Raw genomic sequence first — 22,879 nt, 5'->3', positions numbered from 1 at the left:
CGCCCCCAAAGCAAACATAGAGAGCGTTGGGGGCAGTTTCCCCTTAGTCGGAGTTTGAATGAGCGTTACCACGTCGGGGTTGCAGTCGAAGTCGGGTCAGGGTGTGTCGAAGCGAGTGGTCGAGTTGCTGAGCTCGATGCGCTTCGCGATTGCACTGCTGGTGGTGCTGTCGATTGCGAGCATCATCGGCACGGTCCTGACCCAGGATGATCCGTATCCAAACTACGTGAACCAGTTCGGGCCGTTCTGGGCGGACATCTTCCGCTCGCTCGGCCTGTACAACGTGTACAGCGCGTGGTGGTTCATGCTGATCCTGATCTTCCTCGTCGTGTCGATCTCGCTGTGCGTGATCCGCAACGCGCCGAAGATGCTCGCCGATGCGAAGAGCTGGAAGGACAAGGTTCGCGAAGGCAGCCTGCGCGCGTTCCACCACAAGGCCGAATACACCGCTTCCGGCACCCGCGCGAGCGTCGCGGCGACGCTCGCCACGTTCGTCACCAAGGCCGGCTACAAGCACATCGTGCGTGAGAACGACGGCGCGACGCTGATCTCCGCGAAGCGCGGTGCGATGACCAAGTGGGGCTACATCTCCGCGCACCTGGCGATCGTCGTGATCTGTATCGGCGGCCTCCTCGACAGCAACCTGCCGATCAAATTCCAGATGTGGATGTTCGGCAAGAGCCCGGTCAACACGAGCGCGACGATTAGCGAGATCTCGCCCGACCATCGCCTGTCCGCGTCGAACCCGACGTTCCGCGGCTACGCGTGGGTGCCCGAGGGCCAGTTCGTGTCGACCGCGATCCTGAACCAGCCGAGCGGCTCGCTGATCCAGGATCTGCCGTTCTCGATCCAGCTCAACAAGTTCATCGTCGACTACTACACGACGGGCATGCCGAAGCTGTTCGCGAGCGACATCGTCGTGATCGATCGCGAGACCGGCCAGAAGATCCCGGCGCGCGTCGAGGTCAACAAGCCGTTCACGTACAAGGGCGTGTCGATCTACCAGTCGAGCTTCCAGGACGGCGGCTCGCAGATGCAGATGACGGCCTACCCGATGACGGGAGGCAACGCGAAGACCTTCCCCGTAAAGGGGACGATTGGCAGTTCGGCGCCGCTGCAGATGCCGGGCAACGACGGCGACACGATCGAGTTCTCCGATTTCCGGGCGATCAACGTCGAGAACATGGCTGACGCGAACGGCAAGCCGGACGTGCGCGGTGTCGCGACGACGAGCTCGCTGAAGGAAGTGTTCGACGAACGCCTCGGCTCCGGCGCGAAGACGTCGAAGCCGACGCAGCTCCACAACATCGGCCCGTCCGTGCAATACAAGATCCGCGGCAAGGACGGCCAGGCGCGCGAATTCAACAACTACATGCTGCCCGTCGACATGAACGGCGAGCGCGTGTTCCTCGCCGGCGTGCGTGCGAGCCCGAACGACCCGTTCCGCTACATGCGGATTCCGGCCGACAGCCAGGATTCGATCGGCGAATGGATGCGCCTGCGCGCCGCGCTCGAGGATCCGTCCGTGCGCGCCGAAGCCGCCGCGCGCTTCGCGCAGCGTTCGCTGCCGGGCACGGACGCATCGCTGCGCAGCCGCCTGCAGGACAGCGCACTGAAGGTGCTGACCCTTTTTGCTGCGAGCGACGACAGCGTCGGCCGTGGCGCCGACGGCCAACCGATCGGCGGCTTCCAGGCCGTGGCGACGTTCATCGACCGCTCGGTGCCCAAGGCAGAGCAGGAGAAGGCGGCGAGCCTGCTGCTGCGCATGCTCGAAGGCTCGATGTGGGAGGTCTGGCAGATCGCGCGCGAGCGTACGGGCGAGCCGGCCGCGCAGCAGGGCGCCGACACGATCCGCTTCGTGCAGAACGCGATCAATGCGCTATCCGACAGCTTTTTGTATGGATCGCCGGTCTATTTGCAGCTTGACTCATTCAAGCAGGTGCAAGCTTCGGTATTTCAGTTGACGCGCGCACCCGGCAAGAATCTGGTGTATCTTGGCAGCCTGCTGCTGGTCGCCGGCATCTTCTCGATGTTCTACGTGCGCGAGCGGCGCCTCTGGTTCTGGCTGAAGGACGCCGGCTCGGGCGTCGATGTGGTGATGGCAATGTCCACGGCCCGCAAGACCTTCGATTTCGAGAAAGAATTCGTGCAGACGCGCGACGCGGCCGGTGCCGCCTTGCACGCCGCACCTCGCGACGCCGCGCCGGCCGGTGCGGCATCGACGGCCCGCCCGCCTGCCGGCGGCGGTTCCGGTTCCGATTCCGAGAATTCCACCCGGTAACATCATGGATCTCACGCAAGTTTCCTCTTCCCATCGGGCGTCGGCCCAGGCTCCGGTAACGGCGCCGCTGTTCGACGACCGTCCGTTCCTCGCGCGCCTGTCGTTGCTCGACTGGCTGTTCGCACTGGCGCTCGTGGTGGGCGCGGGCTATGCGCTCGTGCACTACAACGCGCACATGGATTACTACGACAAGGCGGTGATGATCGGCACCGTGCCGGCGCTCATCACACTTGGCTGGCGCTGGAAGCCCGCGCGGCTGATGATGGCGTCGATCGCCGTGCTGGCGCTGCTGTCGATCCAGATCTACCAGGACGATCTGGCGCGCGCCGATTCGGCGTTCTTCCTCAAGTACTTCCTGTCGAGCCAGTCCGCGATCCTGTGGATGAGCGCGCTGTTCGTGCTCGCGACGATCTTCTACTGGATCGGCTTGCTCGCGCGCTCGGAGTCGGGCGCCGCGATCGGCCAGAAGCTCACGTGGGTCGCCGTGCTGATGGGCTTCACCGGCCTGATGGTGCGCTGGTACGAGTCCTACCTGATCGGGGCGGACGTCGGGCACATACCGGTGTCGAACCTGTATGAAGTGTTCGTGCTGTTCAGCCTGATCACCGCGCTGCTCTATCTCTATTACGAAGGCCACTACGGCACGCGCGCGCTCGGCGCGTTCGTGCTGCTGGTGATCAGTGCGGCCGTCGGCTTCCTGATGTGGTACTCGGTCGCGCGCGATGCGCAGCAGATCCAGCCGCTCGTGCCGGCGCTGCAAAGCTGGTGGATGAAGATCCACGTGCCGGCGAACTTCATCGGCTACGGCAGCTTCGCGCTGTCGGCGATGGTGTCGGTCGCGTACCTGATGAAGGAACGCGGCGTGCTCGCCGATCGCCTGCCGACGCTCGAAGTGCTCGACGACGTGATGTACAAGTCGATCGCGGTCGGTTTCGCGTTCTTCACGATCGCGACGATCCTCGGCGCGCTGTGGGCCGCCGAAGCATGGGGCGGCTACTGGAGCTGGGACCCGAAGGAAACCTGGGCGCTGATCGTGTGGCTCAATTACGCGGCGTGGCTGCACATGCGCCTGATGAAGGGCCTGCGCGGCACGGTGGCCGCATGGTGGGCGCTCACGGGCCTGCTCGTGACGACCTTCGCGTTCCTCGGCGTCAACATGTTCCTGTCCGGGCTGCACAGCTACGGCAAGCTGTAAGATTTCCGCTGTTCGTCCGACTATGAGACCGCCGGCGCACTGCGTGCCCGGCGGTTTTCTTTTGTAACGGGCGGGCGATCCGGGCGTCGAACGGCGCAAGACGGGGCCGGTCGAACGCTCATGAAGCTGCGCGCGGCGCATGCAGGAGGAGCAGCACGATGTGGATCAAACGCCCTTTGCGGAACGTACTGACCGGCGGCGATATCGCGCCCGGAGAAATCACGCCGCGTGCGGTGTTCGAGAACCGGCGGCGCGTATTGCAGGCGGCCGGCCTCGCGGCGGCCGGCGGGCTGCTCGGCAGCAGCGGCGCGGCACTTGCCGCCTATGCGTCGCCCGACGCGCGGGCCGCGAAGCTCGCGGCGAAGACGAATCCGAAGTTCGTCGCGACCGACACGGTGACACCGTTCAAGGACATTACCTCCTACAACAACTTCTACGAATTCGGCACCGACAAGCGTGACCCCGCGCAGAACGCCGGCACGCTGAGGCCTCGCCCGTGGCGCGTGAGCGTCGAGGGCGAGGTACTGCATCCGAAGGTGTTCGATCTCGACGAACTGCTGAAGCTCGCGCCGCTCGAGGAGCGCGTGTACCGGCTGCGCTGCGTCGAAGGATGGTCGATGGTGATCCCGTGGATCGGCGTGCCGCTGTCCGAACTGATCAAGCGCGTACAGCCGACCGGTAACGCGAAGTACGTGCAGTTCATCACGCTGGCCGATCCGTCGCAGATGCCCGGCCTCTCGACGCCGGTGCTCGACTGGCCGTACTCCGAAGGGCTGCGGATGGACGAGGCGATGAATCCGCTGACGCTGCTGACGATGGGCGTCTACGGGCAGGTGCTGCCGAACCAGAACGGCGCGCCGGTACGAATCGTCGTGCCGTGGAAGTACGGTTTCAAGAGCGCGAAGTCGCTCGTGAAGATCCGCTTCGTCGACAAGCAGCCGAAGACAAGCTGGAACACGTATGCGTCGAACGAATACGGCTTTTATTCGAACGTGAACCCGAACGTCGATCATCCGCGCTGGAGCCAGGCAACCGAGCGGCGCATCGGCGAGGACGGCTTTTTCACGCCGAAGCGCAAGACGCTGATGTTCAATGGCTACGGCGACCTGGTCGCGTCGATGTATCAGGGCATGGACCTGAAGAAGAATTTTTGAGGGCGGCGATGAGAAACGACATGCCCCCTTCGACGCTGACCCAGGTGCCCACCGCTGGCGCGGGCCCGGCAGCACGTGCCGCACGGCGCAGCGCGGTCCGTCTCGCCACCGCGCCGCGCTGGCTCGCACCGGCCAAGGTGCTGGTTTTCGCGGCCGGCCTTTATCCGCTCGCGCGTCTCGTGCTGTTCGGGCTGACCGACCGGCTCGGCGCGAATCCGATCGAGTTCATCACGCGCTCGACGGGCCTCTGGACGCTCGTGATGCTTTGCGTCACGCTCGCCGTCACGCCGCTTCGGCGCATGACCGGGTTCACCGCGCTGCTGCGCTTTCGCCGGATGATCGGGTTGTTCGCGTTCTTTTACGCGACGCTGCATTTCACGACCTACCTGTGGTTCGACAAGTGGTTCGACGTCGTCGCGATCCTGAAGGACGTCGGCAAGCGCCCGTTCATCACGGTCGGGTTCGCCGCGTTCGTGCTGCTGATTCCGCTCGCGGCAACCTCGCCGCGTGCCATGGCGCGCCGGCTCGGCCGCCACTGGGCGACGTTGCACAGCGCGATCTATGCGATCGTGCTGTTCGGCGTGCTGCACTTCTGGTGGATGAGGGCCGGCAAGCACAATCTCGCGCAGCCGAGGCTTTATGCGGCAATCGTGGCCGCGCTGCTCGGCTGGCGGCTCGTTGCATGGGGATGGCGGCGCGCGCGCGCGTGACGGCGCAGCCTGAAAGAACAAAAGGCGATGACCGGGAAGTCATCGCCTCGTTTCGTGGGCCGTGCAGGCGGCGCGTCGTTACTTCGCGACGGCCGGGCTCGACGCCGGTGCGGGCATGGTCGATGCACCGCTCGACAATTCGGGTGACAGCGTGAGCGGCGTGCCGGACGAATCGGGCACACTGTCGGACGACGCGTTTTCATCGGTCGGCTTCACGTCCGACGGCGGCGTGTCCTGCTGCTGGAGTGGCTTGGGCATCGGAGGCACGGTGGGCAGATAGAGCGCGCCGCTTTGACCGCAGCCGGCAAGAATCGCCAAAGCCGCTACAATCGCGCTCATCCGGAAAACGACTCGCATGATCGTCCCTGAACAATTGAACCGATAGAGTTTAGCATGTCCGATACCGAATACCTGACCCGTGCCGAGGCCGTGCTGGCGGCCGTCGAGCGTACCGTCGACGACGCCAACGACGGCGATCACGACATCGATCTGGAGCGCAACGGCAGCGTCTTGACGCTGACGTTCGAGAACGGCTCGAAGATCATCGTCAACCTGCAGCCGCCGATGAAGGAGGTGTGGATTGCAGCGAAGGCGGGCGGTTTCCACTACCGTTTCATCGACGGCGAATGGCGCGATACGCGCACGGGCACCGAGTTTTTCTCGGCCCTCACCGAATACGCGACGCAGCAGGCCGGCCTGCCGATCACGTTCAGCGCGCCGTAACAGCCCAGCCCGGAGCCGGGGCCGTGCCCCGATGCGTCGTGCCAAAGAAAAAGCGCCCCGCAGGGCGCTTTTTTCATGTCCGGGCCGGTGGTCAGTGCGCGAACAGGTTCATGATGTCCTGCTTTTCCTGCTCGTCGACGTGCGGCACGGTGGCGTCGACGTTCTGCGCGGCCGGCGCCTGCGGCACGCCAACCGTCGACACGAAGCCGTGGCCGGGCGTGAACTCGGTGAAGTACAACTCGCCGCCAAGCGACTCGACGCCGTCAGGCACCGCCGGCTTGTACTCTGGCACGCCCTTCAGCGCGGCGCCCATGTAGTCGATCCAGACCGGCAGCGACAGGCCGCCACCCGTTTCGCGATCGCCGAGGCTGCGCGGATTGTCGTAGCCGATCCACGCGATCGCGGCGAGCGTGTGCTGATAGCCGGCGAACCACGCGTCGTGCGAGTCGTTCGTCGTGCCGGTCTTGCCCGCGAGGTCGGTGCGCTTCAGCACGTTGGTCCGGGCGCCCGTGCCGCGCTGCGCGACGCTCTGCAACAGGCTGTTCATCACGTACGCGTTGCGCGCGTCGATCGCGCGCGGCGCATTCTGCTCGGCGACGAGCGGCTGCGCGCGCACGACGATCGCGCCGTTCGGATCGGTGACTTCGGCGATCAGGTACGGATTGACGCGGTAGCCGCCGTTCGCGAAGACCGAGTACGCTCCCGCCATCTGCAGCGGCGTGACCTGGCCCGCGCCGAGTGCCATCGGCAGGTAGGCCGGATGACGTTCGGCGTCGAAGCCGAAGCGCGTGATGTACTGCTGCGCGTACTTCGTGCCGATGTGGTTCAGGATCCGGATCGACACGAGGTTGCGCGAGCGCTGCAGCGCGGTACGCATCGACATCGGGCCTTCGAAGCCGCCACCGTAGTTCTTCGGTTCCCACGGCTGGCCGCCCGTTTCGGCCGCGCTGAAATACAGCGGGCCGTCGTTGATCACGGTTGCCGGCCCGAGGCCCTTGTCGAGCGACGCCGAATAGATGAACGGCTTGAACGACGAACCCGGCTGCCGCCATGCCTGCGTGACGTGGTTGAACTTGTTCTTGTTGTAGTCGAAGCCGCCGACAAGCGAGCGGATCGCGCCGTCCTGCGGGACGATCGACAGGAACGCCCCCTCGACCTGCGGCAACTGCGTGATCGACCATTTGCCGGTGTCGTTCTTCACGACGCGGACGATCGCACCCGGCCGGATGCGGCGATTCGGCTGCGCGTTGGCCGACAGCGCGCCCGACGCGAAGCGCAGGTTGTCGCCTTCGATCGTCGCATTGCTGCCGTCGATGAACGCAACCGTGATCTGGCGCGGACTGGCGGCCGTGACGACCGCGGCAATCAGCTCACCGTTGTCGGGGTGTTCCAGCAGCGCATCGTCGATCGCCTGTTCGCGGTCGTCGGCGCCGGCCGGCAGCTCGATGAAGCCTTCCGGACCGCGATAGCCGTGCCGGCGTTCGTAATCCATGATGCCCTTGCGCAGCGCGGTGTACGCGACCTGCTGGTCCGCGGAGTCGATCGTCGTGACGACGTTGAAGCCGCGTGTGTAGGTTTCCTCACGGTACTGCGCGTACATCATTTGCCGGACCATTTCCGCGACGTACTCTGCGTGCACGCTGAAATCGCGGCCCGGTCCCTTGACGACGAGCGGCTGCGCGACGGCCTCGTCGTACTGCTCGCGCGAGATGAAGTTCAGCTCGAGCATCCGTTGCAGGATGTATTCCTGGCGCACCTTCGCGCGCTTCGGGTTCACGACCGGGTTGTACGCGGACGGCGCCTTCGGCAGCCCCGCGAGCATCGCCGCTTCGGCTAGCGTGATGTCCTTCAGGTCCTTGCCGAAGTAGACCCGCGCGGCGCTCGCGAAGCCGTACGCGCGCTGGCCGAGATAGATCTGATTCATGTAGACCTCGAGAATCTGATCCTTCGTCAGCGCACGCTCGATCCGGTACGCGAGCAGCATCTCGTAGATCTTGCGCGTGTAGGTCTTCTCGCTCGACAGGAAGAAGTTGCGCGCGACCTGCATCGTGATCGTGCTCGCCCCCTGTGATGCATGGCCGTTCGTCAGCGCGACGAAGCCGGCGCGGACGATGCCGGTGAGATCCACACCGCCGTGATCGTAGAAGCGCGCGTCTTCGATCGCCAGGATCGCTTTCTTCAGCGAGTCGGGCACGTCCTTGAAATGGACGACGTCGCGGCGTTCTTCACCGAATTCGCCGATCAGGACGTGATCGGACGTATAGATGCGCAGCGGCACCTTCGGCCGATAGTCGGTCAGCGCGTCGAGCGACGGCATGTTCGGCCACGCAACGACGAGCGCGTAGCCGAGCACGAGGCCGCCGGCCACGACGAGCGCCACGCACATCGTGGCGAATCCGAGCAGGACTTTTTGCCACCAGGGACGCTTCTTCGGCTCCGGGGCAGGAGGCGGGGACGTAGGAGTCGTGGATTGCATAGGCATACCGGAAAACAGTCCCGCGATTATAGCCGCCCGGTAAGACCGGCCTTGACGCGGGGGCCGCCCGCCGCGAAGACGCGGCTTGGCGTACTTCCAGCATAGCCCGCGCGAGGCCGTCGCGAGCGGATGCTGGCCGTTAGGCCGACTGTCGGGCGCCCCCGCCGCTTTGCAGAATCAGGTCTTGGAAACGCGGCACGGGCCGCGACGATTTCGGGAGGCTGGGATGGCGGGACGATGGGGAGCGCGGTTTGCGCGGGGCGGGCACCGGTCGACGGGAATCGACGTCGGTGCGGACGAGGTGAGGGTGGTCGTGCTGAGCCGGCGCGGCCGGGGCGCTCAGGTGTACGTTGAGGGGCTCGAACGGGAGCCGGTCGGGTTGGCGGGCGGGCCGGAGGATGCGCGCTGGGCGGCGGTCGCGCGAGCGCTGGCCGCAGCCGTGTCGAGACTGTCGGCGGCCGGCGTGCGGTGCGATGCGCGTGGCGTGATGGCGTTGCACGATGACGAGATACGCACCGCGACGCTGGATCTGGCCGGGCGGGACGATATCGAGGACGCCGCGCGGCAGGCGGCCGAACGCATCTCGGGGCTGGCGCCGGACGGTCTCGCGTTCGACTGGCGGCAGGATGGCGGAGCGGGGTCGGGCGCGATCGAGATTGCCGTGGCTCCGCTGGCGCTGCTCGAACGGCGGATCGACGTAGCCGCGCAGGCCGGTGTCGACCTGACGGTGGTCGACGGGGAGTCGGCCGCGGCGCTGCGTGCGTTGCGCTATGCCGCGCAATTCGAACCCGACGCGCAGGCGGGGCCCTGCGCGGCGCTCTGGTTTCATGACTCGGGCGTGCACGGCTGGCGCATCGACGGCCCGTTGGCCGTGCCGGTGCTGACGCTGTCCGGCGCCGTGCCGGGGCCGATTTCCGATGCATTGCGCAGGCGCTCGCTCGGGGCCTTGTGTTGCGTACTCGTGGCCGGGGACGAGCGGTGTCTCGCCCGTTTCGATACGTCCATTGCCGAAATCGGCGACGTGCTCGGCGCGGTTGTGGTGCCGTTTGACTGCACGGGCTGGAACGGGCAAGCGTGCCCGCCCGCCGGCACGCCGGGCGGCCCGGCATGGGCTGTCGCGTTCGGGCTGGCATTGCGCGGGGTGTGGGAATGACGGTCCGTCATGCGGGGCCGTGGGGCTTCAACCTGCTGCCCTACCGCGAGCGGCTGGCGCGGGCGTTGCGACGTCGTCGCGCCATGCAGTGCGGTGCGGCGATTCTGTTCGGCGTGCTCGGCGCCGGCCTGTGGACAGGCGCCGCCGCCGGGGCGCGGTGGCGTGTGGATACCGAGCGCGCAAGCGTGGAGGCGCGGCTGCGGCAGTTGCAGCCGCAGGTGGGCGCCGCGACGCGCGCTGCAAATGCAGCGGCCGTTGCCTCGCAGCGTGACGCGCAGGCGGACGCGCTTGCCGCGCCCTACCGGCACGTCGCGGGGCTGCTGGCCATGTTGGCGGAGGTGCGCGACGGCACCGTGCGGCTCGACGCGCTGCGCACGACGTCGGCCGGTGCCGTGCTCGATGCACGCGCCGCGAGCTACCGGGCGGCCGCGCGATGGCTCGCCGGGATGGCGCGCGAGCAGCGTGGTTGGCGGATCGACATCGATGCGTTGAAGCCTGCCTCGGATGCGCCTGTCGCGACGGGCGGGATGCCTTTCCGGTTCTCGGTTCAACTGCGCTGGCACGACGCGATGTTGCCTCGAAAAGCCCCGGGAGGCGGCGCATGACGGCGGCGCTCGCGCATCGGCCCGCACGGCGTGGCGATGAGTGGCTGGGGGGCATGCGGCGCGTGCCGCCGGCGGCCGCACACATCGCAGGCTGCATGCTCGCGTTCGCGGCCGTGCTGGCGGGTGGCATTCATCTGGCGAATGCCGCCGACTGGAGCGGGCTTGCGCACAGCCGCGCGTTGCTGGCGGCGGCGCAGATGCGCGAGGCCGACGCGCAGCGTGTTTTGACGGCCGCTGCCCGGCAACGCGACGGGCATCCGGCGGCGGCATACGGCGATCGCTCGTCGCATGCGCCGGAATGGGCCGCGTTGATGCTGGAACTGGCGGATCGCGCCGCGTCGAGCGGGCTGCTCGGCGTATCGATCGAGCCGTTGCGCACCGATGGTGCGGGTTCGGACGGCCGGCGCACGGTGCGCATCGTCGCGGATGGCGGCTTTCGCGCGTTGCTGCAGATGGTCGGCGGGCTGGCGCGTTTCCCGGTGCTGGCGGTGCCGACCGCGCTGCGTGTCGAACGGGGAAAGGAGGCTGCGCGCGTGGAAATGTCTGTCGACGTGTTTCCGGAGTTGCCGGCGGTAATGTCCACGGGCGGGGAGACGCCGGATCTGGCCGATGCGCCTGATGCCGATCCGTTCGGCGAGGCTGATTCGTCTGAAGCGGCGGGGGCGGCTGCTCGCCTGGCGGGCACGATCCGCGATGGGCGCACCGGTCTCGCGTTGTTCGACGACGGTGACGGCGCGTTCACGGCCGTGGTGCCCGGCGAAACCCTCGGGGCAGCGCGAGTGGTGCGAGTCGATCCCGTCGCCGTGACGCTCGCGACGGCGGACGGCGCATACCGAGTCACCCTGAACGAAGGGAGGCGGCCATGATGAAACCCGGATGTCGGGCACTTGCTGTCTGGGCCGGATTGAGCGCGGCCGGTGCAAGCGCCGCGTTGCCGCCGCTGCCGGCCGTCTGGCCTGCAGCGGCGATGGATATGCCGGTTCCGAGCCTGCCGCTGCCGCACGGTGCGGTGGACGGTGCGGACAACGCCGTATCGACGGCGGCCGGCCAGCCTCCGTTCGACCAGGCGGCTCGCGCGGCGCTTCAGGCGGAGGCCGCCACCCCGGCACCCGGGCTGGAGGGGCCGCCGATCCCGTTGGCGCCGCCGGCCCGGATGGCCGACGCTGCTGCCCGACACCCGGGCGATGCGGACGACGCACGGCGGATCTCGCTGAATCTGCAGGGGGCGGGGCTCGCGGCCGCATTCGACGCGTTCGCCCGCTTCACCGGACTCAATATCGTCGTCGGCGAGCAGGTGCGTGGCACCGTCACGTTACGTCTGAACAATGTGCCTTGGCGCGATGCCTTTGACACGCTGCTCGATACGCACGGGCTCGCGATGTCCCGGCGGGGCAACGTGATATGGGTCACGCCGGCGGCCGAGCTGGCCGCGCGCGAACGCGAGCGCTTCGAAATGCACGCGCGGGCTGCCGATCTGGAGCCGCTTGCGAGCCGTACGTTCGCGCTGCACTACCCGCGCGCGCAGGACGTGCAACGGCTGCTGGCCGGCGCGACCGGCCAGCGCCTGCTGTCGAAGCGTGGGGCCGCGGCGGCCGATCCGCGTACGAACCTGCTGTTCGTCACCGATCTCGCGCCGCGTCTCGGCCAGATCGCGAGCCTGATCGATGCGATCGACCGGCCGTCGCGGCAGGTCCGGATCGAGGCCCGCATCGTCGAGGGCGAGCAGGGTTTTTCGCGCAATCTCGGCGCACGCGTCGCGCTGCGGGCGCAGGAGCGGCCGCCGTCGGGCGAGAGCGGCACATTCACGACCGGCGCGCGCAACGCGCTCGACCTTGCTGCGCGGCCGCTCGGCGGCTTCGAAGCGGCAACCGCCGGCTTCACGCTGTTCGCCGCGCCGCTCAGCCGTGTGCTCGATGTCGAACTGAGCGCGCTCGAGGCGCAGGGGCGGGGCCAGATCGTTTCGAGCCCGCGCGTGGTGACCGCCGATCGCGTCAAGGCCATCGTGGAACAGGGTTCGGAGCTGCCGTACCAGGCGAAGGTCGGCAACGGCGTGAGCGGCGTGCAGTTCCGCCGGGCGACGCTCAAGCTTGAGGTCGAGCCGCAGATCACGCCGGACGGGCGCGTGGTGCTCGACCTGGACGTGACGAAGGACAGCATCGGCGAGCCGACGGCGGCCGGCCCGGCGATCCATACAAAGCACGTCCAGACGCGCGTCGAGGTCGAGAACGGTGGGACGGTCGCGATCGGCGGGATCTATGAGCAGCTGAACCGGAACGATGTGACGCGCGTCCCGCTCTTGGGCAAAATACCGTTTTTGGGCGCGCTTTTCCGGCATCGCGCGCAGCGCGACCAGCGCAGCGAACTGGTCGTCTTCATCACGCCGACCGTCGTCGATGCGCGCTGCGATGCGCGCGGCGCGGGCAGCGCGAATGTCGAAAAAACGGGGCCGGAAGCCGCCGGCGCAGGCTCGACAAGGCAGCCGCTTTGCCAGTAAGCTGCGCCACACACCAGCAAGATTGAAGCAGAGGAAGCCGTTGCAAGCGCGGGACCCACATGCAAACGTATTTTTCGTCGGCCTTATGGGAGCGGGTAAGACCACCGTGGGCCGTGCGGTCGCGCGTCGTCTCGACAGGACGTTCTTCGACTCCGACCACGAAATCGAGGCCCGCACGGGCGCACGCATTCCGGTGATCTTCGAGCTGGAGGGCGAGGCCGGGTTTCGCGATCGCGAAACGCAGGTGATCGCCGATCTCACGCAGCGCGAGAACATCGTGCTCGCGACGGGCGGCGGCGCGGTGCTGCGCCCGGAAAACCGCGACTGCCTGAAAAGCCACGGCATCGTCGTCTACCTGCGCGCCAATCCGCACGATCTGTGGCTGCGCACGCGCAAGGACAAGAACCGCCCGTTGCTGCAGACCGAAGATCCGAAAGGGCGTCTCGAAGCGCTCTACGAGGTGCGCGATCCGCTGTACCGCGAATGCGCGGATTTCGTCATCGAGACCGGCCGTCCGTCGGTCAACGGTCTCGTCAACATGGTGTTGATGCAACTCGAACTGGCGGGCGTCATTGCCAAGCCGCTACAAGCATGATTACTGTCAACGTCGATCTGGGCGACCGCGCCTATCCGATTCACATTGGCGCCGGCCTGTTCGGCCGCGCCGAACTGTTCGCGCCTCATATCAAGGGCTCGTCCGTCACGATCGTCACGAACACGACGGTCGATCCGCTCTACGGCGACGCGCTGCGCGCGGCGCTCGCGCCGCTCGGCAAGCGTGTGTCGACGGTCGTGCTGCCGGACGGCGAGGCGTACAAGAACTGGGAAACGCTGAACCTGATCTTCGACGGCCTGCTGACCGACCGCGCGGACCGCAAGACGACGCTCGTCGCGCTCGGCGGCGGCGTGATCGGCGACATGACGGGCTTTGCGGCCGCGTGCTACATGCGCGGCGTGCCGTTCATCCAGGTGCCGACGACGCTGCTGTCGCAGGTCGACTCGTCGGTCGGCGGCAAGACGGGCATCAACCACCCGCTCGGCAAGAACATGATCGGCGCGTTCTACCAGCCGCAGGCCGTGATCGCCGACATTGGCGCGCTGACGACCCTGCCCGACCGCGAACTGGCGGCCGGCGTCGCCGAGATCATCAAGACCGGCGCGATTGCCGATGCTGAATTCTTCGACTGGATCGAGGCGAACGTCGACGCGCTCAACCGTCGCGACCCGGCTGCGCTCGCACACGCGGTGAAGCGCTCGTGCGAGATCAAGGCGAGCGTGGTGGCGGCCGACGAACGCGAAGGCGGCCTGCGCGCGATCCTGAACTTCGGCCACACGTTCGGCCACGCGATCGAGGCCGGGCTCGGCTACGGCGAGTGGCTGCACGGCGAGGCGGTCGGCTGCGGGATGGTGATGGCGGGTGACCTGTCGGTGCGGCTCGGCCTGCTCGACGAAGCGTCGCGGCAGCGCCTCGATGCGGTGATCGCGGCCGCGCACCTGCCGACCCGCGGGCCCGCGCTCGGCGACACGCGCTACATGGACCTGATGCGCGTCGACAAGAAGGCCGAGGCCGGTGCGATCAAGTTCATCCTGCTGAAGCGATTCGGCGATACGTTGATCACGCAGGCGCCCGACGAAGCCGTGTCCGCTACACTGGCACAGACGACCTGCTAACGGCCGCCCGGATGCCCCGGCGCCCCTGACCTGGAGGACACGTGAGCGAGACATCCAGCAGCACATTGCCCGAAGCCGGCCGCGCATCCGTTGCGCCGGTGGCCGAGCCGCCGACGCTGGCGGCGCTGGAAGCCCATCTCGCCCCGTATGCCGCACACGCATCGCAGTCGCGCGGCCGCCGCCATCCGGAAACACCGCCGGCGGCGCGCACCGAATTCCAGCGCGACCGCGACCGCATCGTTCATTCGACCGCGTTTCGCCGTCTCGAATACAAGACGCAGGTCTTCGTCAATCACGAAGGCGACCTGTTCCGCACCCGCCTCACGCACAGCCTCGAAGTCGCGCAGATCGCGCGCTCGGTCGCGCGCAACCTGCGCCTGAACGAGGATCTCGTCGAGGCGATCTCGCTCGCGCACGATCTCGGCCATACGCCGTTCGGCCATGCCGGGCAGGACGCGCTGAATGCCTGCATGCGCGAGCATGGCGGCTTCGAGCACAACCTGCAGAGCCTGGCAGTCGTCGACGAGCTCGAGGAGCACTACGGCGCGTTCAACGGGCTGAACCTGTGCTTCGAAACGCGCGAAGGCATCCTGAAGCACTGCTCGCGCGAGAATGCGCGCAAGCTCGGCGCGCTCGGCGAGCGCTTCCTGCAGGGCCGCCAGCCGTCGCTCGAAGCGCAGCTCGCCAACATCGCGGACGAGATCGCGTACAACAACCACGATGTCGACGACGGCCTGCGTTCCGGCCTGATCACGATCGAGCAACTCGCGGAAGTCGAGCTGTGGCAGCGCCACTTCGAGGCCGCGCTCGCCGAATTCCCGCACCTCGAAGGCCGCCGTCTCGTGCACGAGACGGTGCGCCGCATCATCAACACGCTGATCGTCGACCTGATCGACGAGACGACGCGCAATCTCGCGCGCGTCGCGCCCGCGTCGCTTGATGACGTGCGCGCCGCGCCGCCGCTCGTGTCGCACAGCGAAACGGTTGCTGCGCAGGCAGCCGCCCTCAAGCGTTTCCTCTTCAAGAACCTCTATCGCCACTACAAGGTCATGCGCATGGCGAGCAAGGCGCAGCGTGTCGTCACCGGGCTGTTCGATGCATTCATCGACGATCCGCGCCTGCTGCCGCCGCCGTACCAGTCCGACGACACCGCGCAGCAGCCGCGCCTCGTCGCGCACTACATCGCCGGCATGACCGACCGCTTCGCGCTGAAGGAGTATCAGCGCCTGTTCGTCATGAGCGACAACTGACTGTCACAAACGATCACTAGACTTCGCCGGTTCAATGGCGACGAGAATGTTGCACACGCTGTTGGTAACGTTTTCATAGGAGAGAGGTCGATGAAGAAGAAGCCTGCGGGGACACTGGTTCGTTCTATCGCGCTCGGCGGCGCGCTGATGTTCGGGGTGCAGCACGTGGCGCTAGCCGCGACGGAAATCCAGTTCTGGCATGCGATGGAAGCCGCGCTCGGCGAGCGGGTCAACGCGATTGCCGACCAGTTCAATGCGTCGCAGAGCGACTACAAGATCGTGCCGGTCTTCAAGGGCACCTACGATCAGGCGCTCGCGGCCGGCATCGCCGCCTATCGCAGCGGCAACGCGCCGGCGATCCTCCAGGTCTATGAAGTCGGCACGGCCACGATGATGCAGGCGAAGAAGGCCGTCGTGCCTGTCTACGACGTGTTCAAGCAGGCCGGCGTGCCGCTCGACGAAAAGGCGTTCGTGCCGACCATCGCGAGTTACTACAGCGACGCGAAGACGGGCCATCTCGTATCGATGCCGTTCAACAGCTCGACGCCGGTGCTGTACTACAACAAGGACGCGTTCAAGAAGGCCGGCCTCGATCCGAACCAGCCGCCGAAGACGTGGGCCGACGTGCAGGCCGATGCAGAAAAACTGCGCAAGTCGGGAATGGCATGCGGCTTCACGACCGGCTGGCAGGGCTGGATTCAGCTCGAGAACTACAGTGCCTGGCACGGGCTGCCGTTCGCGAGCCGCAACAACGGCTTCGACGGCACCGACGCGGTGCTCGAATTCAACAAGCCGCAGCAGATCGCGCACATCTCGTTCCTGCAGCAGATGGCGAAGGACGGCACGTTCACTTACGCGGGCCGCAAGGATGAAGCGTCGGCGAAGTTCTACAGTGGCGACTGCGGGATCATGACGACGTCGTCGGGCGCGCTCGCGAACGTGCAGAAGTTCGCGAAGTTCAGCTACGGCACGGGCATGATGCCGTACGACGCGAACGTGAAGGGCGCGCCGCAGAATGCGATCATCGGCGGCGCGAGCCTGTGGGTGCTGGCCGGCAAGGATCCGGCGACCTACAAGGGCGTCGCGAAATTCCTCGCGTACCTGGCCTCGCCGGCGGTCGCCGCGAAGTGGCACCAGGACACGGGCTACCTGCCGGTGACGACCGCCGCGTACGACCTCACGCGCCAGCAGGGCTTCTACGCGAAGAATCCGAGCGCCGAAACCGCGATCAAGCAGATGCTGAACAAGCCGCCGCTGCCGTACACGAAGGGGCTGCGCCTGGGCAACATGCCGCAGATCCGCACGGTGGTCGACGAGGAGTTCGAACAGGTCTGGGCGCAGAAGAAGTCGCCGAAGGACGCGCTCGATTCGGCCGCGTCGCGCGGCGACGAACTGCTGCGCCGCTTCGAGAAGTCGGGCGGCTGAGCCCGCATCGCACCGTGCCGCCGGCCGCGTCGCATCCTGTACGGATGCGCGCGCCGGCCGGCGGCACAGCCCCTTTCCGTTGCGCCTGACCGGATATCCGCGATGCAATCCCGTTCCCGTTTCGGTACGAGCCTGTTGCCGTACCTGCTGATCGCGCCGCAGCTCGCGATCACCGCCGTGTTCTTCCTGTGGCCGGCTGGCGTTGCGCTGTGGCAGTCGACGCAGATGCAGGATGCGTTCGGCACGTCGAGCGAATTCGTCGGCCTCGCGAACTTCACGCACCTGTTCGCCGATCCGCTGTATCTCGATTCGTTCCGCACGACGCTCGTGTTCAGTTCGCTCGTCACGGTGAGCGGGCTCGTCGTGTCGCTGATCCTCGCCGCGTGCGCCGATCGCGTGATCCGCGGCGCGCGCGTGTATCGCACGCTGCTGATCTGGCCGTACGCGGTCGCCCCGACGATCGCCGCCGTGCTGTGGGCGTTCCTGTTCAACCCGAGCATCGGCCTGATCACCTATGCGCTCGCGAAGAGCGGCATCGTGTGGAACCACGCGCTGAACGGCGGCCAGGCGATGTTCCTGGTCGTGCTCGCGTCGGTGTGGAAACAGGTGAGCTACAACTTCCTGTTCTTCTACGCGGGTCTGCAGGCGATCCCGCGCTCGCTGATCGAGGCGGCGGCGATCGACGGCGCCGGGCCGGTGCGGCGCTTCTTCAACATCGTGCTGCCGCTGCTGTCGCCCACCAGCTTCTTCCTGCTGGTCGTGAACCTCGTCTACGCGTTCTTCGACACCTTCCCGGTGATCGACGCAGCCACCGGCGGCGGCCCGGCGCAGAGCACGAAGACGCTGATCTACAAGATCTTCGCGGAGGGCTTCCAGGGGCTCGATATCGGCAGCTCGGGCGCGCAGTCGGTCGTGCTGATGATCATCGTCGTCGGGCTCACGGTGATCCAGTTCCGCTTCGTCGAACGCAGGGTGCAATACGCATGATCGAAAATCGCAAGGGCTTCGACCTGTTCTGCCACGCGGTGCTGATCGCGGGCGTCGTGCTGATCGTGTTTCCCGTGTACGTCGCATTCTGCGCGGCGACGATGAACGCGCAGGAAGTGTTCACGGTGCCGCTGTCGCTCGTCCCGAGCACGCACCTGTTCGAGAACGTCGCGTACATCTGGGGGCACGGCAGCGGCGGCACGACGGCGCCGTTCGGCCGCCTGCTCGTGAACAGCTTCGCGATGGCACTCGGCATCGCGGTGGGCAAGATCGCGGTGTCGATCCTGTCCGCGTACGCGATCGTCTATTTCCGCTTCCCGTTCCGCAACACGGCGTTCTGGCTGATCTTCGTCACGCTGATGCTGCCGGTGGAAGTGCGGATCTTCCCGACCGTGCAGGTCGTGTCGACGCTGCACCTGACGAACACCTACGCAGGGCTCACGCTGCCGCTGATCGCTTCGGCGACCGCGACGTTCCTGTTCCGCCAGTTCTTCATGACGCTGCCCGACGAGCTGATGGACGCCGCGCGCATCGACGGTGCGGGGGCGCTGCGGTTCTTCTGGGACGTCGTGCTGCCGCTGTCGAAGACGAGCATCGCGGCACTGTTCGTGATCACGTTCATCTACGGCTGGAACCAGTATCTGTGGCCGATCCTGATCACGACGGAGGCGTCGCTGTCGACGGCGGTGGTGGGCATCAAGACGATGATCGCGAGCGGCGACGCCGCGACCGAATGGCAATACGTGATGGCGGCGACGCTGCTCGGGATGATCCCGCCGCTCGTCGTCGTGCTGGCGATGCAGCGCTGGTTCGTGCGCGGCCTCGTCGATTCCGAGAAATAAATGACGGACGGCAACCGGGAGAAAGACCAAGAATGGCTGCGCTGAGCTTGAAGGGCGTCAGGAAATCCTACGACGGCAAGCAGCACGTGCTGCATGGCATCGACGTGGAGATCGCCGACGGCGAATTCATCGTGCTGGTCGGCCCGTCGGGCTGCGGCAAGTCGACGTTGCTGCGGATGATCGCGGGGCTCGAGAGCGTGACGGACGGCGAGATCGCGATCGGCGATCGCGTCGTCAACGCACTGGAGCCGAAGGATCGCGACATCGCGATGGTGTTCCAGAACTATGCGTTGTACCCGCACATGACGGTCGCGCAGAACATGGGCTACGGGCTGAAGATCCGCGGAATCGAGCGCACGACGATCGATTCGCGGGTGGCGGCGGCCGCGAAGATCCTCGAACTCGAGCCGCTGCTCGCGCGGCGGCCGCGCGAGTTGTCGGGCGGCCAGCGGCAGCGCGTCGCGATGGGGCGCGCGATCGTGCGCGAGCCGTCGGTGTTCCTGTTCGACGAGCCGTTGTCGAACCTCGACGCGAAGTTGCGCGTACAAATGCGGCTCGAGATCCAGCGGTTGCATGCCCGGCTCGCGACGACGAGCGTCTACGTGACGCACGACCAGATCGAGGCGATGACGCTCGCGCAGCGCGTGATCGTGATGAATCGCGGCTACGCGGAACAGATCGGTGCGCCGGTCGACGTGTACGAGAAGCCGGCGACGGTGTTCGTCGCGGGCTTCATCGGCTCGCCCGCGATGAACCTGATGCACGGCCGGCTGTCGGACGACGGCGCGACGTTTACGGTCGCGGGTGGCGGCCCCGCGCTGCCGGTCGCCGGCGCCCCCGGCATCGGCACGACGATCGCCACCGGGCGCGACTGGGTGCTCGGCGTGCGTCCCGAGCACATGACGCCGCAGCCGGGCGTCGCGCAGGCGACGCTGCCGGTCGATTCGTGCGAGCTGCTCGGCGCGGACAATCTCGCGCACGGCCGCTGGGGCAATCACGACGTCGCGGTGCGCCTGCCGCACGCGGACCGTCCCGCGCGCGGCGCGGCGCTGGCGGCGGCGCTGCCCGCGCACCGGCTGCATTTCTTCGATCCCGAGACCGGCAAGCGTGCCGGTTGAACCTGCTGACCTTGGCGAGAGACCGACGATGACGACCCGTACCGACTGGTGGCCCTATCCGCGCGTCGTCGCCCATCGCGGCGGCGGCACGCTCGCACCGGAGAACACGCTCGCCGCGCTCGACGAGGGCGCGCGCCGCGGCCACCGGATGGTCGAGTTCGACGCGAAGCTGTCGGCCGACGACGTGACGTTCCTGCTGCACGACGACACGGTCGACCGCACGTCGAACGGTCACGGCGCGGCGGCGGGCATGCGTTATGCGGCGCTGGCCGCGCTCGACGCGGGTGCGTGGCTCGACACGCGTTTCGCGGGCGAGCGGATGCCGACGCTCGAGGCGGCGGCGGCGCGCTGCATCGCGCACGGGCTGGCCGCGAATGTCGAGATCAAGCCGTGCCCAGGGCGCGAGCGCGAGACGGGGCAGCGCGTGGCGGCCGACGCGGCAGTGTACTGGCGTGATGCCGCGGTCCCGCCGCTCCTGTCGTCGTTCTCGTTCGATGCGCTGCAACAGGCGCGCGCGACGGCGCCTGCGCTGCCGCGCGGGATGCTCTACGAGGCGGTGCCGGACGACTGGCATGCGCAAGTCGTCGGGGCGCTCGGCTGCGTTTCGTTGCATGCAGACCACAAACAGCTCGACGAAACGCTCGTGCGGGCGATCAAGGCAGCCGGGCTGCGCATCCTGGTGTACACGGTGAACGACCTCGAACGGGCGCGAGAACTCGCGCGCTGGGGCGTCGACGCGGTCTGCACGGACCGGATCGACCTCATCCCCCCCGATGCGCTGGACGACATCGCGTAGCGGCTGGTCCCGCGCGATGGTGGATGCGGGAAGACCCTGAGACAAAAAAACGACGCCCCGACGGGAATCCGCCGGGGCGTTTTGCATCGTGGAGACGTTACGTCACGAAAATTCCGCTACAAATTGCAGCAGGATTAACCATTCCCCAAATATTCGACTACGCTTAGAAGCGGTAACCGACGTTCAGGTAGGTGACGATCGGGTTGAGGGAGATCTTCGCTTTCGACGTTTCGGTCAGGGTGCCGACCGGCGTCCGGCGGGCCGTCGTGAAGGTGGCGGTCACGCTGACCGGGATGTACGAGAGCGACAGGCCCGCGAACCAGTGTTTCGTGAAGTTGTACGTGAAGCCGGCGTTGAACACGGGCGCCCACTGGTTGCTGGTCGTAGCGCTGGTCGGACCGCCGAGCACGCCGTTCTCGAAGCTGCTGTTCGTGATCTTTGCGCCGGTGAACCAGACGTACGTCGCGCCGACGCCGACATACGGACGGAACTTCGCGTTGGCGTCGTTGAAGTGGTAGCGAAGCAATACGGCGGGGCTCCACTGGTACGCACGGCCGAGTACGCCGAACTTGTCGAACTGACCCTTGCCGGTAATGTCGAACTTCGGCGGTATCCCCATCACGAGCTCGGTGGAGATGTGGTCGGTGACGAAGTAGCCAGCGGCGAGCCCGAGCGTATCGGCGTCGTTGATGCCGGCGCCCGTGTTGGGAATCGATTGGTTGATGGGCGTGCCGCCGACGCCATACAGGAACAGCGGATCGCTGCTGTCCTGCGGTGACAGGTGCAGCCAGCCGGTGCTGACGTAGAAATCACCTGCGGATTGTGCATGTGCCGTACCGCCCGCAAACGTGAATGCGAGCGCTGCGGCCCCCGTAATGGCCAGTTTTCGTTTCATTGTGTCTCCTCCGATCTAAGGCGTGCTCATTATGACGACTGCGTTTAAAACCAAACAAGCTCGTAAGTTAGAGTTTTCACCCTAGGATTAGTACGACCGTACGCATTCGCGCACCGATAGGACGGGCATTCTACGTAGGTGCGCACTTTCGGACCTCCGGGTATTTCCTAACGCGTTCAAACGGACATTCAGCATGGCACGGTTAGCACGACTCTACGTTCCCGACCAGCCGCAGCACGTGATACTGCGCGGCCTGGATCAGCAACCCGCGTTCGTCGACGACCAGGACTACGAACTCTTCATCGACTGCCTGAAGGCCGCCGCGCGCGATCACCACCTGTCGGTGCATGCCTATGTGCTGCTGCCGCGCCAGGTGCAACTTCTCGTGACCCCGAGCGACGAGGCGAGCCTGCCGAAGGCGATGCAGGCCGTCGGTCGCCGCTACGTTGCGCATTTCAACCGGCGCTATTCGCGGCGCGGCACCCTGTGGGAAGGCCGCTATCGCGCGACCGTGATCGAAGGCGAGCGCTATTTCCTGCTCGCGAGTCGCGTGGTCGAGATGAGCCCGGTGCGCTCGCAGCTCGTCGCGACGCCCGAGGCCTATCGCTGGTCGAGCTACCGGCATCACGTCGGGCTCACCGTCGACAGCCTGATCACCGACCATCCGCTCTACTGGGCGCTCGGCAACACGCCGTTCGACCGCCAGCGTGCGTACAAGGAGCTGTGCGAGCAGCCGCTCGACGAGCGGCAGGCCGACCAGTTGCAGCAGGCGACGCTCAAGGGCTGGGTACTCGGCGGCGAGAATTACCGCGAGTGGGCGGCGCGCACCGCGAACCGGCGCGTATCGCCGCTGCCGCGCGGACGCCCCAGAAAGGTGCGTGAAAACACGCCGCCGATCCAGCAGTAACGCGGGAGCGGCAGCCGAGAGGCGGCGCTGCGGGCGCCGCTTCTTTTTTGCACCAAAACGATACGACCCCAATAAAACGGCACCAGATCGAAGCATCCATTTAATTGGGGTTCGATCAAGCGGTTTTTGTTGCTATTCCTTTGATTCGTCGCGTATATTCCGAATTCCGGTGGCCCGGGCGAAGCATGCCCATCCAC

The 22,879-nt window shown here is 66.6% G+C and carries 21 protein-coding genes; 18 read left to right on the top strand and 3 right to left on the bottom strand.

The features are described 5' to 3' along the window. The first annotated feature begins 58 nt into the window (after positions 1-58). The 4 genes from HWX39_RS34465 (at position 59) to msrQ (ending at position 5,340) form a co-directional block, all read left to right on the top strand. Positions 59-2,281: a cytochrome c biogenesis protein ResB gene (locus HWX39_RS34465; RefSeq protein WP_175972007.1), complete on the top strand. Its 2,223-nt coding sequence runs from the start codon at positions 59-61 to the stop codon at positions 2,279-2,281. Positions 2,282-2,285: 4 nt separating this feature from the next. Beyond that, entirely contained in the window at positions 2,286-3,476 is a 1,191-nt protein-coding gene (gene ccsB / locus HWX39_RS34460; protein ID WP_175972006.1) for a c-type cytochrome biogenesis protein CcsB, read from the top strand. Between the two features lie 158 nt (positions 3,477-3,634). Continuing rightward, positions 3,635-4,630, top strand: coding sequence for a protein-methionine-sulfoxide reductase catalytic subunit MsrP (gene msrP, locus HWX39_RS34455; protein WP_175972005.1), 996 nt, complete (start codon positions 3,635-3,637; stop codon positions 4,628-4,630). A gap of 20 nt (positions 4,631-4,650) precedes the next feature. After that, positions 4,651-5,340 (top strand): protein-methionine-sulfoxide reductase heme-binding subunit MsrQ, encoded by a 690-nt coding sequence (gene msrQ, locus HWX39_RS34450; RefSeq protein WP_175972004.1) that lies wholly within the window; start codon positions 4,651-4,653, stop codon positions 5,338-5,340. 78 nt (positions 5,341-5,418) lie between these two features. Here msrQ and HWX39_RS34445 read toward each other — a convergent pair whose 3' ends face one another. Beyond that, a complete protein-coding gene (locus HWX39_RS34445; protein WP_175972003.1) occupies positions 5,419-5,697 on the bottom strand; it encodes a lipoprotein in 279 nt (92 codons plus the stop codon). Between the two features lie 36 nt (positions 5,698-5,733). On the opposite strand from HWX39_RS34445, the gene cyaY reads away from it, so the two are divergent. Further along, positions 5,734-6,063 carry an iron donor protein CyaY gene (cyaY, locus tag HWX39_RS34440; protein ID WP_039366759.1) on the top strand — a complete coding sequence of 110 codons (330 nt, stop codon included), beginning with the start codon at positions 5,734-5,736 and terminating at the stop codon, positions 6,061-6,063. A gap of 91 nt (positions 6,064-6,154) precedes the next feature. Here the strand turns inward: cyaY and HWX39_RS34435 are convergent, their stop codons facing one another. Continuing rightward, positions 6,155-8,545 carry a penicillin-binding protein 1A gene (locus tag HWX39_RS34435; RefSeq protein WP_175972002.1) on the bottom strand — a complete coding sequence of 797 codons (2,391 nt, stop codon included), beginning with the start codon at positions 8,543-8,545 and terminating at the stop codon, positions 6,155-6,157. A gap of 220 nt (positions 8,546-8,765) precedes the next feature. Between HWX39_RS34435 and HWX39_RS34430 the strand changes: the two genes are divergently transcribed. The 12 genes from HWX39_RS34430 to ugpQ all read left to right on the top strand — a co-directional run bounded on the left by HWX39_RS34430 (position 8,766) and on the right by ugpQ (position 20,880). Beyond that, positions 8,766-9,692: a competence protein ComA gene (locus HWX39_RS34430; RefSeq protein WP_175972001.1), complete on the top strand. Its 927-nt coding sequence runs from the start codon at positions 8,766-8,768 to the stop codon at positions 9,690-9,692. Continuing rightward, on the top strand, positions 9,689-10,297 hold the full coding sequence (locus HWX39_RS34425; protein WP_175972000.1) for a fimbrial protein: 609 nt from the start codon (positions 9,689-9,691) through the stop codon (positions 10,295-10,297). Before HWX39_RS34430 ends, HWX39_RS34425 begins: the two co-directional genes overlap by 4 nt. Next, entirely contained in the window at positions 10,294-11,163 is an 870-nt protein-coding gene (locus HWX39_RS34420; RefSeq protein WP_175971999.1) for a pilus assembly protein, read from the top strand. The genes HWX39_RS34425 and HWX39_RS34420 overlap by 4 nt, the downstream gene beginning before the upstream one ends. Then, on the top strand, positions 11,160-12,791 hold the full coding sequence (pilQ, locus tag HWX39_RS34415) for a type IV pilus secretin PilQ (protein WP_175971998.1): 1,632 nt from the start codon (positions 11,160-11,162) through the stop codon (positions 12,789-12,791). Before HWX39_RS34420 ends, pilQ begins: the two co-directional genes overlap by 4 nt. A gap of 40 nt (positions 12,792-12,831) precedes the next feature. Further along, positions 12,832-13,386: a shikimate kinase AroK gene (gene aroK / locus HWX39_RS34410; RefSeq protein WP_175957917.1), complete on the top strand. Its 555-nt coding sequence runs from the start codon at positions 12,832-12,834 to the stop codon at positions 13,384-13,386. Beyond that, positions 13,383-14,462, top strand: a complete 1,080-nt coding sequence (aroB, locus tag HWX39_RS34405) for a 3-dehydroquinate synthase (protein ID WP_175971997.1) — start codon at positions 13,383-13,385, stop codon at positions 14,460-14,462. The genes aroK and aroB overlap by 4 nt, the downstream gene beginning before the upstream one ends. A gap of 65 nt (positions 14,463-14,527) precedes the next feature. Next, a complete protein-coding gene (locus tag HWX39_RS34400) occupies positions 14,528-15,712 on the top strand; it encodes a deoxyguanosinetriphosphate triphosphohydrolase (RefSeq protein ID WP_244135158.1) in 1,185 nt (394 codons plus the stop codon). A gap of 90 nt (positions 15,713-15,802) precedes the next feature. After that, on the top strand, positions 15,803-17,137 hold the full coding sequence (ugpB, locus tag HWX39_RS34395; protein ID WP_085042808.1) for a sn-glycerol-3-phosphate ABC transporter substrate-binding protein UgpB: 1,335 nt from the start codon (positions 15,803-15,805) through the stop codon (positions 17,135-17,137). A 102-nt stretch (positions 17,138-17,239) separates the two neighbouring features. After that, positions 17,240-18,124 carry a sn-glycerol-3-phosphate ABC transporter permease UgpA gene (gene ugpA, locus HWX39_RS34390; protein ID WP_039366730.1) on the top strand — a complete coding sequence of 295 codons (885 nt, stop codon included), beginning with the start codon at positions 17,240-17,242 and terminating at the stop codon, positions 18,122-18,124. Next, a complete protein-coding gene (ugpE, locus tag HWX39_RS34385; protein WP_175971995.1) occupies positions 18,121-18,966 on the top strand; it encodes a sn-glycerol-3-phosphate ABC transporter permease UgpE in 846 nt (281 codons plus the stop codon). Before ugpA ends, ugpE begins: the two co-directional genes overlap by 4 nt. 32 nt (positions 18,967-18,998) lie before the next feature. Beyond that, positions 18,999-20,084: a sn-glycerol-3-phosphate import ATP-binding protein UgpC gene (locus HWX39_RS34380; RefSeq protein ID WP_175971994.1), complete on the top strand. Its 1,086-nt coding sequence runs from the start codon at positions 18,999-19,001 to the stop codon at positions 20,082-20,084. A 28-nt stretch (positions 20,085-20,112) separates the two neighbouring features. Continuing rightward, a complete protein-coding gene (ugpQ, locus tag HWX39_RS34375) occupies positions 20,113-20,880 on the top strand; it encodes a glycerophosphodiester phosphodiesterase (RefSeq protein WP_175971993.1) in 768 nt (255 codons plus the stop codon). A gap of 163 nt (positions 20,881-21,043) precedes the next feature. Here the strand turns inward: ugpQ and HWX39_RS34370 are convergent, their stop codons facing one another. Beyond that, positions 21,044-21,775: an OmpW family outer membrane protein gene (locus HWX39_RS34370; protein ID WP_175971992.1), complete on the bottom strand. Its 732-nt coding sequence runs from the start codon at positions 21,773-21,775 to the stop codon at positions 21,044-21,046. Positions 21,776-21,968: 193 nt separating this feature from the next. Here HWX39_RS34370 and HWX39_RS34365 point away from each other — a divergent pair, with 193 nt between their 5' ends. Then, positions 21,969-22,682, top strand: coding sequence for a transposase (locus HWX39_RS34365; protein WP_027783329.1), 714 nt, complete (start codon positions 21,969-21,971; stop codon positions 22,680-22,682). Positions 22,683-22,879: the final 197 nt, after the last annotated feature.

Source organism: Burkholderia sp. BCC0322, from assembly GCF_902833045.1.
In the GTDB taxonomy this organism is placed as follows: Bacteria; Pseudomonadota; Gammaproteobacteria; order Burkholderiales; family Burkholderiaceae; genus Burkholderia.
The sequence above is the reverse complement of the archived record's forward strand: the minus strand, read 5'-3'. Positions and strand labels throughout refer to the sequence as shown.

Coding starts and splice junctions, on each gene's coding strand:
- HWX39_RS34465 (WP_175972007.1), top strand. CDS start 59: ATGAGCGTTACCACGTCGGGGTTGCAGTCGAAGTCGGGTCAGGGTGTG.
- ccsB (WP_175972006.1), top strand. CDS start 2,286: ATGGATCTCACGCAAGTTTCCTCTTCCCATCGGGCGTCGGCCCAGGCT.
- msrP (WP_175972005.1), top strand. CDS start 3,635: ATGTGGATCAAACGCCCTTTGCGGAACGTACTGACCGGCGGCGATATC.
- msrQ (WP_175972004.1), top strand. CDS start 4,651: ATGCCCCCTTCGACGCTGACCCAGGTGCCCACCGCTGGCGCGGGCCCG.
- HWX39_RS34445 (WP_175972003.1), bottom strand. CDS start 5,697: ATGCGAGTCGTTTTCCGGATGAGCGCGATTGTAGCGGCTTTGGCGATT.
- cyaY (WP_039366759.1), top strand. CDS start 5,734: ATGTCCGATACCGAATACCTGACCCGTGCCGAGGCCGTGCTGGCGGCC.
- HWX39_RS34435 (WP_175972002.1), bottom strand. CDS start 8,545: ATGCCTATGCAATCCACGACTCCTACGTCCCCGCCTCCTGCCCCGGAG.
- HWX39_RS34430 (WP_175972001.1), top strand. CDS start 8,766: ATGGCGGGACGATGGGGAGCGCGGTTTGCGCGGGGCGGGCACCGGTCG.
- HWX39_RS34425 (WP_175972000.1), top strand. CDS start 9,689: ATGACGGTCCGTCATGCGGGGCCGTGGGGCTTCAACCTGCTGCCCTAC.
- HWX39_RS34420 (WP_175971999.1), top strand. CDS start 10,294: ATGACGGCGGCGCTCGCGCATCGGCCCGCACGGCGTGGCGATGAGTGG.
- pilQ (WP_175971998.1), top strand. CDS start 11,160: ATGATGAAACCCGGATGTCGGGCACTTGCTGTCTGGGCCGGATTGAGC.
- aroB (WP_175971997.1), top strand. CDS start 13,383: ATGATTACTGTCAACGTCGATCTGGGCGACCGCGCCTATCCGATTCAC.
- ugpB (WP_085042808.1), top strand. CDS start 15,803: ATGAAGAAGAAGCCTGCGGGGACACTGGTTCGTTCTATCGCGCTCGGC.
- ugpA (WP_039366730.1), top strand. CDS start 17,240: ATGCAATCCCGTTCCCGTTTCGGTACGAGCCTGTTGCCGTACCTGCTG.
- ugpE (WP_175971995.1), top strand. CDS start 18,121: ATGATCGAAAATCGCAAGGGCTTCGACCTGTTCTGCCACGCGGTGCTG.
- HWX39_RS34380 (WP_175971994.1), top strand. CDS start 18,999: ATGGCTGCGCTGAGCTTGAAGGGCGTCAGGAAATCCTACGACGGCAAG.
- ugpQ (WP_175971993.1), top strand. CDS start 20,113: ATGACGACCCGTACCGACTGGTGGCCCTATCCGCGCGTCGTCGCCCAT.
- HWX39_RS34370 (WP_175971992.1), bottom strand. CDS start 21,775: ATGAAACGAAAACTGGCCATTACGGGGGCCGCAGCGCTCGCATTCACG.
- HWX39_RS34365 (WP_027783329.1), top strand. CDS start 21,969: ATGGCACGGTTAGCACGACTCTACGTTCCCGACCAGCCGCAGCACGTG.